At 42.1% G+C, this 10,981-nt stretch carries 9 protein-coding genes and 1 pseudogene; all 10 read right to left on the minus strand.

What is annotated here, in order from left to right; all coding sequences use genetic code 11:
- Positions 1 to 264: 264 nt before the first annotated feature.
- Positions 265 to 687: a Fur family transcriptional regulator gene (locus AC075L_RS05250; RefSeq protein WP_008706467.1), complete on the minus strand. Its 423-nt coding sequence runs from the start codon at positions 685 to 687 to the stop codon at positions 265 to 267.
- Positions 688 to 741: 54 nt separating this feature from the next.
- Entirely contained in the window at positions 742 to 1,596 is an 855-nt protein-coding gene (locus AC075L_RS05255; protein WP_055052696.1) for a putative manganese transporter, read from the minus strand.
- Between the two features lie 377 nt (positions 1,597 to 1,973).
- Complete coding sequence (locus AC075L_RS05260; RefSeq protein WP_022380497.1) at positions 1,974 to 3,287, minus strand: O-acetylhomoserine aminocarboxypropyltransferase/cysteine synthase family protein; 1,314 nt, start codon at positions 3,285 to 3,287, stop codon at positions 1,974 to 1,976.
- Between the two features lie 269 nt (positions 3,288 to 3,556).
- Positions 3,557 to 4,639 (minus strand): tRNA 2-thiouridine(34) synthase MnmA, encoded by a 1,083-nt coding sequence (gene mnmA / locus AC075L_RS05265; protein ID WP_022380498.1) that lies wholly within the window; start codon positions 4,637 to 4,639, stop codon positions 3,557 to 3,559.
- 182 nt (positions 4,640 to 4,821) lie between these two features.
- Positions 4,822 to 5,751 (minus strand): cysteine synthase A, encoded by a 930-nt coding sequence (gene cysK, locus AC075L_RS05270; protein WP_026648272.1) that lies wholly within the window; start codon positions 5,749 to 5,751, stop codon positions 4,822 to 4,824.
- Between the two features lie 91 nt (positions 5,752 to 5,842).
- Complete coding sequence (locus AC075L_RS05275; RefSeq protein ID WP_476387291.1) at positions 5,843 to 6,277, minus strand: RrF2 family transcriptional regulator; 435 nt, start codon at positions 6,275 to 6,277, stop codon at positions 5,843 to 5,845.
- A 165-nt stretch (positions 6,278 to 6,442) separates the two neighbouring features.
- Positions 6,443 to 6,871 (minus strand): ACT domain-containing protein, encoded by a 429-nt coding sequence (locus AC075L_RS05280; RefSeq protein ID WP_173706268.1) that lies wholly within the window; start codon positions 6,869 to 6,871, stop codon positions 6,443 to 6,445.
- Between the two features lie 34 nt (positions 6,872 to 6,905).
- The gene (locus tag AC075L_RS05285; RefSeq protein ID WP_195382718.1) at positions 6,906 to 9,284 is read right to left on the minus strand and encodes a ribonucleoside triphosphate reductase; all 2,379 of its coding nucleotides are present in this window, start codon (positions 9,282 to 9,284) and stop codon (positions 6,906 to 6,908) included.
- A 216-nt stretch (positions 9,285 to 9,500) separates the two neighbouring features.
- Positions 9,501 to 10,736, minus strand: coding sequence for a GTPase HflX (hflX, locus tag AC075L_RS05290; RefSeq protein WP_025579229.1), 1,236 nt, complete (start codon positions 10,734 to 10,736; stop codon positions 9,501 to 9,503).
- 24 nt (positions 10,737 to 10,760) lie between these two features.
- Positions 10,761 to 10,981 (minus strand): annotated as a pseudogene (locus AC075L_RS05295) (tetratricopeptide repeat protein); the annotation flags it as partial.

The following is a 10,981-nucleotide window of genomic DNA, read 5'->3' on the forward strand; positions in this document are numbered from 1 at the left end:
AGCAGTCTGCATTATTGCCGCCTGTGCTGCAGACGGGGGTGCTGCACATATTAATACACACGCCAGAAAAAAAAATAACATTCTTCTTACACACATCTGTCTCTTCTGTTTTCTCATTATTGCCTTCTTTTATGATTTCATATATTATCTGTTATTTTTACCGGTACTTACAGCAATTTCGCTGTCTTTTCTCTTCACCATACTGCTTCCCAGTCAATTTGACCAAACAGTTGTATTTCAGTTTACATCATCTGACAGAAACAGTCAACAGTCTTCGCCACTGCCTTTACATTCTTTACAGACTCCATACAAAATAGAATTCTTACACTGCAGGGTAAATCCATGACTTTCTTCAATATGATGAGAAATTTCTTCCATAAAATGACATTCCAGATGAATGATCTTTCCGCATTTTACACACTTCAGGTGCAGATGCTGTTCACATCCCCGTCCCGGTTCTACATACTGATAAGCAGCCTGGCAACCTTTCTCTGCAACATATTTGATCACAGTTCCATCCTTTGCAAGCTTGTCCAGATAGCGGTAAATGGTTGTGATATTTACCTCACTGTCATGTTTCTTCAGATACTCATCCACATCAGCAGCTGTAACCGTATGGTCATTACTGTTTTTCAAATATTCAAGTATTTTTCTGCGGCTTGCTGTCGCATAACTGCTTCCTGCCATAATTTTATCATTCCTCCTAAAATCAGCTTCTTCTGACAGAGCAGACTCGGTTGATCAGAAAACAATTCCTGCAAATTCAATAATAATTCCCCAGAATACACCAAGTCCATAAAGTACTCCCACAATTTTCAGATTCTGAACCCTGTCTCTGTTCAAACGAAACAGAATCAGAAGCCCAACTCCTGCATTTACAAGAAGTCCCGCCATCATCGCCCCGGCTCCGATAATATGATCCAGATATAACTGGGTGATTACTACAGAAGAAGCGCAGTTGGGAATCAGTCCCACTAAAGCTGCGATCAGTTCACCTGCAATCGGTGTTCCTGTAAAAAGTCCTGCCAGTGTCTCTTCTCCAACTAATCCAATGATAATATTTAAAGCAAGAGAAATCAAGAAAATGTATACAAAAACTTTTAATGTGTGAAATGCTGCTGAAGAAATAACTCCATGTTCACAATGGCAGCGTTCTTCTTCACAGATTTCATGAATATCCACATCAGGTTCCTGTTTCTTCAGAATATGTGTGTAAACATACTCCAGCACCAGGCCGGAAAGTATTCCGATCACCGCTTTGCAGGTCAGGATTTTCACAATTGTAACTACAGGAACTGCATTGGAGATCATGATCGGAAACATTTCATCTGAAGTAGACAGATACACCGCGATCAAAGTTCCCACTGTGATCACACGTCCGGCAAAAAGGCTGGATGCCGCTGCCGAAAATCCACACTGTGGGATCACTCCCAGAAGTCCCCCCCATACCGGTCCGAATTTTCCGGCTGTACGGATTCTCTTTCGTGCTGCCGCACCTGTCTTATGCTCCAGCCATTCCATAAACAGATAAGTAAGAAAAAGAAAGGGTAGCAGCTTGATGCTGTCTATTACTGAATCTAATATAATCTCTGACATATAGTTCTCCTTATATTTGCACTTTATTTGTATTTGCAACTTATTTACATTTGCAACTTATTTGCATTTCTGTATTATATAGTATTTTTATAATTTGTCAAGTCTGTAAACCATACAATTGAAACATTCCAAAAAAAGACGTTACTGTTCACTCCGTTCACAGTAACGTAGCCAAAATTCATTCCAGATTGCCTGCGGCAATGGAATTTTGGCTTGTATGTCTCGGGATTTTGGCATATTCATGCCAAAACACCTCGCGGGATAGCGGTGTGTAAACAATAACAAAAAGACCATCTTTCAGATATGGGGGAAAATCCGGAAGATGGTCTTTTTATTCATGTTTTATTTATACAATATATAAGAATGTTATATCTGTATTATTCAGCAACTGCCTTAAATGCTTCATCAAGATCCTGAATGATATCGTCAATATTCTCTGTACCAATGGAAAGACGAATTGTATTTGGTTTGATACCCTGATCGAGAAGTTCTTCTTCTGTGCACTGGCTGTGTGTTGTTGTAGCCGGATGGATAACAAGAGATTTAACATCAGCTACATTGGCAAGCAATGAGAACAGTTCCAGATTATCAATGAAGTCCTTTGCCTTCTGCGCATCACCTTTAATCTCAAATGTAAAGATGGAACCGCCGCCATTCGGGAAGTATTTCTTATAAAGCTCCTGCTGAACCGGATCTGTGGATACAGACGGATGATGAACTTTCTCTACCTGCGGATGGTTATTTAAGTACTGAACAACTTTCAGTGCATTCTCTACATGGCGTTCAACACGAAGTGACAGTGTTTCAAGTCCCTGAAGGAAAATGAATGAGCTTACCGGAGAGATGGTTGCACCTGTATCACGAAGAAGAATTGCACGAATCTTTGTAACAAATGCTGCCGGTCCGCATGCCTTTGTAAAGCTTACGCCATGATAGCTTGGGTTCGGCTCTGTCAGAGATGCGAATTTACCTGATGCTTCCCAGTCAAATTTACCACTCTCAACGATCACACCTCCGATTGTTGTACCATGTCCACCGATGAATTTAGTTGCAGAATGAACAACGATATCTGCACCATATTCGATTGGTCTTACAAGGTAAGGTGTTGCAAATGTGTTATCCACTACAAGCGGAATCTTATGTGCATGAGCAATCTTTGCGATAGCTTCAATATCAACTACATCAGAGTTCGGGTTTCCAAGAGTCTCGATGTAAACAGCTTTTGTGTTATCCTGAATTGCGTTCTCTACTTCTTCAAGATCAAATACATCAACGAATGTTGTTGTGATTCCATAAGCCGGAAGTGTATGCTCCAGAAGGTTTGTTGTTCCACCGTAAATATTCTTGGCTGCCACAATGTGGTCACCCTGCTGTGCAAGATTCTCAATTGTATATGTGATTGCTGCTGCACCGGATGCTACTGCAAGTGCCGCAGAACCGCCTTCAAGCGCTGCGATTCTTTTCTCGAATACATCTTCAGTCGGGTTTGTAAGACGTCCGTAAATGTTACCTGCATCTGCAAGTCCGAAACGTGCAGCTGCATGATCGCAGTTTCTGAATACATAAGAAGATGTCTGATAGATTGGTACTGCTCTTGCATCTGTAACCGGATCCGGACTCTCCTGTCCTACGTGAAGCTGTAATGTTTCAAATTTGAAATGTCTGTCTTTTCTTTCGATTTTTTTGCTCATGTGTATATCCTCATCTTTCTCTGATTTATAATAATCTTTTTCTCTGCAAAACTGATTCCGGCTCTTAAGCCCCTTATCTGCAAGTCATTTTTGTTTCTACGCTTTTCATATCTGTTTGATATGATTTAGCATAGTTGTATATTACCATTTAATTCCTAGTACGTCAATAGGAAATTTTCTATAGCGTTTAATAGCTAATAACTATAACGTTTCCAAAAAACAGTGCAGATAAGACAGTCCGACAAAATGCGAAAGACAAGGATGATCTGTCATTTAATACAATTTTCAATCACGCCGCCGCCTACAACGATATCACCATCATATAACACAACTGCCTGCCCTCTGGTGATAGCTCTCTGTGGTTTATCAAAACGCACGTGCAGCACTCCATCTTCCGTCTGCCATGCTACGGCCTCCTGCTCCGGATGACGGTAACGGATCTTTGCTTTCAGTCTCATTGGCTCCTTCAGAGATTCACAGGAAATCAGATTGACCTTTGTTGCAGTCAGTTCCGAATGGAAAAGATCCTCATTATTTCCCAGAACCACCTGATTGGTCTTTGGAGAAATATCACACACATACAGTCTGGATGCTGCCGGAATACCAAGTCCTCTTCTCTGGCCAAGTGTATAGTGGATGATTCCTTTATGTTTACCAAGAATGTTTCCTTCTGTATCTACAAAATCGCCCGGGATTGATTTACGTCCTGTGTACTGTTCAATAAACTTTGCATAATCACCGTCCGGTACGAAACAGATATCCTGGCTATCATGCTTTCTGGCATTAACAAAGCCATGCTTCTCTGCGATCTCACGCACTTCCGTTTTGCGAAGCCCGCCAAGAGGCAGGGAAATATGCGCAAGCTGCTCCTGTGTCAGCATATAAAGCACATAACTCTGATCCTTCGTATCATCCACAGCTTTCTTTAATAAGTAACGGTTCTTCTCCTCATCATATTCCACACGTGCATAATGTCCGGTTACAATATAATCATACTCCAGTTCACGCATTCTCTGAAACATCTTGTCAAATTTCAGATAACGATTGCAGTCAATGCAGGGATTTGGCGTGGCTCCATGCTCATAGGCATCCACAAAGCGGTCCATAACATCCTCTTTAAACCTCTCGGAAAAGTTAAAAACATAGTACCTGATCCCCATTCTGTAGCAGACATTTCTGGCATCCTCCACATCATCCAGAGAACAGCAGGTTTTCTCTCTCTTTACTCCTATGTCCTCATTGTGAAATAATTTCATGGTAGCACCGATACATTCATCACCGGTTTCCTTTGTAAGCAGAGCTGCCACAGAGCTGTCCACTCCGCCGCTCATTGCGATAATTGCTTTTCTCATTTTTATTCCATCCTGTTCTGTGATCCGATTACACGGAATATTATTGTTTATGATAATTTTATTTATGTTATGTTAGCTGTTCTGCAAAATACTGAACAGTTACATAAAAATCATTTGTACAGCATATCTATTCTAACACATTTATGTAAAATAAAAAAAGCCCTAAAAAGGGCTTTTTTATTTTACACAAATAATGGAGTAGAATAGTAACGGTCACCGGAGTCCGGAAGAAGAGCTACGATTGTTTTTCCTTTATTCTCCGGTCTCTTAGCCAGCTGGATTGCCGCATAGAGAGCCGCACCGGAAGAAATACCAACAAGAATTCCCTCATGTTTGGCAATCAGCTTGCCAACTGTAAAAGCATCCTCATTCTCAACCGGAAAAACCTCATCATAAACCTCTGTATTTAATGCCTTCGGAACAAATCCCGCACCGATTCCCTGAATCTTATGCGGACCGCTCTTTCCCTGAGAAAGTACAGGGGAAGTTGCAGGCTCTACTGCCACTACTTTCACGTCAGGATTCTGGGATTTCAGATATTCACCAACACCGGTGATCGTTCCGCCTGTACCAACACCTGCCACAAAAACATCTACCTGTCCGTCTGTGTCTCTCCAGATTTCCGGACCTGTGGTCTTTTTGTGGATCGCAGGATTTGCAGGGTTATCAAACTGTCCCGGAATAAAACTGTTCTCATATTCCTTCGCAAGTTCGTTTGCTTTGGCGATTGCGCCATTCATACCTTTTGTTCCATCTGTCAATACGATTTCTGCACCGTATGCTTTCAGAATATTCCTTCTCTCAACACTCATTGTCTCAGGCATCGTAAGTATCACTCTGTATCCTTTGATTGCAGCAAGAGAAGCAAGACCGATTCCGGTGTTACCTGATGTAGGCTCGATGATCACTGCGCCAGGCTTCAGAACGCCTCTCTCTTCAGCGTCTTCGATCATACTCAGGGCGATACGGTCTTTGGCACTTCCTGCCGGGTTAAAATACTCAAGCTTCACAAGTATTCTCGCTTCCAGCCCAAGCTCTTTTTCAAGATTTCCAACCTCAAGGAGAGGAGTATTTCCAACCAGTTCCGCTGCATTTTTATAGATTTTTGCCATGAGTTCGTCCTCCTTATTTCATACTAAGTATATATGAATTATATGTTATATACATAATATTCTATAAATCCACTGTTGTCAAGAGGGAAAATCAAATTACATAATCATTTCCCATCTCTTCATACCAGTCTTTAAGATCCTGCAATGTAACCTTATCCAGTACTCCCTCAATAGCTTCATCAAGCATCTTCCAGAGACGGAGTGTGACGCATTCCCCGGCTCTGCTGCACTGATTCGGTTCGTCCTCCAGACAGGCTACCGGCTTCATGCTGCCTTCTGTCAGTCTCAGAATAGTTCCCACCGTATATGTTTCCGGCTCTCTGGCAAGCATATAACCGCCCTGTGCCCCTCTCAGGCTCTTTACATATCCCGCCTTCTTTAATGATGAAATAATCTGTTTCAGATATTTTTCTGAAATATTTTCCCTTGCAGAAATATCTTTGATCTTGACCAGTTCTCCTGTATTATGAACTGCAAGATCAAGCATAAGTCTCAGAGCATATCTTCCTTTTGTAGAAATCTGCATTTTTCAAAACCTCCTGATTAAATTTCGTCGGATTATCATTGTTTTCTTTTATTATATAGTATTCCCAGTTATATAGTCAAGATATATTCAACTTTCCTATATGAATATACAAAAAATCACAGAACCATCCCCAGTCCTGTGATTCTCTCACTGTCTTATACAGTATTATTTCTCCAGTTCTTCTGCTGAAGTAAATACATTAAATCCATTATTCTTAAGAATGCATTCTGTCACTGCACCATCCTCCGTCTGAAGAATTACTACAGGTCTGAGATCTTTTCTGTGGAAAGAAGTATAAATATAGTCAAGACTTACATTACTGTCTGATGCTACTTTCAGGAGTTCATCCAGACCGCCTACCTGATCTTTCATATCAACTACGATCGCTTGTGTAATACGATTCATATATCCACTCCTGTTTAAAACAATTTCCGCTTTATCCGGATCGTTGCAGATCATACGGAAGATTGTAAACTCCGGTGCATCGAAGCATGCAAATCCATAAATATTAATCCCGTTATCTGCAAGTATCCCTGTCACTCTTTTCAGACTTCCTGCTTTATTTTCCACAAATACAACATTCTGTTTGATCATCTCTTTTATCCTCCGGTCAACTCTCTCAGTATCTTTATAATCCCTCATCCACATATTTCTTAATATTGGATGTATTTACATATTTCGTCATATGCTCACCGTCTGTGATCACCAGAGTCGGAGCCTGCATAATTCCAAACTCCTTCACCATCTCCGGATTCTTCTCCGCATCAATAATCTCGAACTCCCTGCCTTCCAGTATCTTCTTCGCCACTCTGCAGTTCGGACAGGTACTGGTTGTAAACAGGTATTTATGTGATACCACAGGTTCTATCTTCACGTCATCCTTAGTCACAGTAACTACACTGGCATGAACCGGCTGTATTTTTCTGATATCTGAATGCATCACATCATAAAGCGTACGGTTCTTATACTCCTGTGCTTTACCGTCATTCCAGTTCTGTACAGGTCTGTAATATCCTGTGATACGACTGTAAACCTCCGCCTTCTTACCACATTTCGGACAAGTGAAATGCTCTCCGCTGATGTAGCCATGTTCCTTACATACAGAATAGGTCGGCGAAATCGTATAATACGGCAGTTTATAATTCTCTGCGATCTTACGTACCAGTGCTGCTGCTGCTTTCCAGTCAGGAAGCTTCTCACCGATAAATGCATGGAATACAGTACCTGATGTATAAAGCGTCTGCAGATCATCCTGAATATCCAGTGCATCAAAAATATCTGTGGTGTATTCAACCGGAAGATGAGAACTGTTTGTATAATAAGGAGTATCCCCTTCCTTGCCTGCAGTCTTAATATCCGGCCAGCGTTTTCTGTCATGTTTGGCCAGACGATAGGCAGTAGATTCAGCAGGAGTTGCCTCAAGATTAAACAGTTCTCCTTCGTACTTCTCCTGATAATCGGACAGACGTTCCCGCATATGAAGAAGAACCTCTTTTGTAAACCTCTGTGTACGCTCATCAGACATATCTTTTCCCAGCCAGCGGGCATTCAGACCAACCTCGTTCATTCCCACCAGTCCAATGGTAGAGAAATGATTGGAAAAGCTTCCAAGATATCTCTTTGTATAAGGATATAATCCCTCATCCAGCAGCTTACCAATTACTTCACGTTTAATATGCAGAGAACGTGCGGAAATATCCATTAAGCGATCCAGACGATTGTAAAACTCTTCCGGTGTCTTGGAAAGATATGCGATACGCGGCATATTTATAGTTACTACCCCCACAGAACCGGTACTCTCTCCTGATCCGAAGAAACCACCGCTCTTCTTGCGGAGTTCTCTCAGATCCAGACGCAGACGGCAGCACATACTGCGGATATCACTTGGTTTCATATCACTGTTAATATAGTTTGAGAAATACGGTGTTCCATATTTGGATGTCATCTCAAAAAGAAGGCGGTTATTCTCTGTATCAGACCAGTCAAACTCATTTGTTATGGAATAGGTCGGAATAGGATACTGGAACCCGCGTCCGTTGGCATCCCCCTCGATCATGGTCTCAATAAATGCCTTATTGATCATATCCATCTCTTTTTTGCAGTCTTTGTACTTGAAATCCATATTCTTTCCGCCTACGATAGCCGGAAGCTCTGCAAGATCATCCGGTACTGTCCAGTCCAGCGTAATGTTGGAGAAAGGTGCCTGTGTTCCCCATCTGCTTGGGGTATTGACTCCATAAATAAAAGACTCAATACATTTCTTCACTTCCGGATAGCTTAAATTATCTGCCTTGACAAAAGGTGCCAGATAAGTATCAAAGGATGAGAAAGCCTGCGCTCCGGCCCATTCATTCTGCATAATCCCAAGAAAGTTTACCATCTGATTGCAGAGAACACTCAGATGCTTTGCAGGTGAAGATGTGATCTTGCCTTCAATACCGCCAAGTCCCTCCTGGATCAGCTGTTTCAGTGACCATCCTGCACAATATCCGGTCAGCATGGACAAGTCATGAATATGAATATCTGCATTTCTGTGTGCATCTGCGATTTCATTGTCATAAATCTCAGACAGCCAGTAATTTGCAGTAACTGCACCGGAGTTGCTTAAGATCAGACCTCCAACTGAATAAGTAACTGTGGAGTTCTCCTTTACACGCCAGTCCTCAACCTTCACATAACTGTTTACGATTTCTTTGTAATCCAGGATCGTTGACTTCATGTTGCGAACCTTTTCCCTCTGCTTGCGGTAAAGAATGTAGGCTTTTGCCACATCTGCATATCCGGCCTGGATCAGCACATTCTCCACACTGTCCTGAATTTCTTCTACTGTAATCTTATTATCTGTAATCTTTTTCTGAAAATCAGAAGTAACACGCAGCCCTAAGAGATCAATCATCTCTTCGCTATAATTTTTCTCTTTTGCATCAAAGGCTTTATGGATAGCCGCTGTGATCTTGCCTATTTTAAACTCATCCACTTCGCCATCACGTTTTACTACCTGAAACATATCTAATGCCCCCATTTTCTCTTGTTAATCTGTTTCTCCTGCATATTCTTACCGGAGATATTTCTGTCGTTACTGTCCACTTTGCTCTGAGTAACACTGTAGGTTCATTGTATCAGAGTATCGCCGGTTCGTCAACACGCAAAAATACCACATAATGTTCCTCATTTTCGCAAAAGGCACAATATATGGTATTTTCTTATTTTTCAAAATATTTTTTTATACAACTCTGGCGTAGATTTCTTTCGGCACCCTTGCCTTCACAGCAATCCCTTCCTCTGTGTATTCCTCTGAGATAAGCTGCCCATATTCGCGGATCAGCTGGATTTTTCCTGCTTCCTGATAAGGGAAAAGGCGCTCCACATAAATCTGTTCTTCAGCAAGAAGCTTCTCCAGAAGATCATTCAGATCTGCAAGACCCTCGCCTGTCTTTGCAGAGACCTTCAGCGTATAGTCCGATTTAAAATCTCGCAGTACGCATGCCCCCGGCGCATCCTGCTTATTAAAGAGTGTGATGATCTTCTTTCCCATCACTCCCAGTTCTTTTAATGTCTCATATACCACATGCATCTGCATCTCTGCCTGCGGATTGGAAGAATCTACCACATGGATAATATAATCTGCATATTTGGCCTCTTCCAATGTGCTCTTGAATGCTTCGACCAGATGATGCGGAAGCTTATGGATAAATCCAACCGTATCTGTGAGAAGAATCTGCTGTCCGTCCTTCAAATTTAAAAGTCTGGTAGTTGGATCCAGTGTAGCAAACAGTTTATCCTCTGATAAAACCTCTGAGCCTGTCAGTGTGTTCAGCAGCGTAGATTTTCCCGCATTTGTATATCCTACGATCGCAGCAGTCTTCATATTGCCTCTGGCCCGGCTGGAACGGATCAGTTCCCTGTGTTTCTCCACCTGGGATAATTCCTGCTTCAAAGCAGAGATCCTTGTACGGATAAGACGACGGTCTGTCTCCAGCTTTTTCTCTCCCGGACCTCTGGTTCCGATTCCACCTCCCAGACGAGAAAGAGATTCCCTGAGACCGACCAAACGGGCAGATCTGTAGCGAAGCTGTGCAAGCTCTACCTGTATTTTACCCTCACTGGTTATAGCTCTCGCTGCAAAAATGTCCAGAATCAATAATGTCCTGTCCATCACCTTACAGTCCAGTTCCCGCTCCAGATTATTCAGCTGTGCAGGAGAAAGTTCGTCATCACAGATAATTCCGGTTGCATCCATAGCATATACCAGTGCACGTACTTCCTCTATCTTTCCTTTTCCAATATAAGTTCCGGGATGCACAGACTCACGATTCTGAATGATTCTTCCCACTGTAACAGCTCCCGCAGTTGATGCAAGCTCCTTCAGTTCATCCAGGGATTCTTCCACATTATCATGATCATCCGTCTGCACTCCCACAAGAACCACCCGTTCTTCAAGCTTTCCAAATTCTTCCATAAATTCTCCTCAGTCAGATGGATATTACACACGCGTTTTAAGAAATGCAAGTTCCTTCTTAACAGTTTTATCTTCCGGGTATAATTCCAGATATTCCTGTGCTTTCTGCAAAGCAGTCTGAAAATCCAGTTTCTTCTCATAGACTACGATTTCATTAAACAGCAGACTCTGCATATCCTCCGCTCCTGCCACATGGATTCCGCTTTCTATATCAGAAAGGGCACTGTCATAATCCCCATCCTCTA

Source organism: Blautia sp. ZXY-1-B12 (assembly GCF_056339915.1).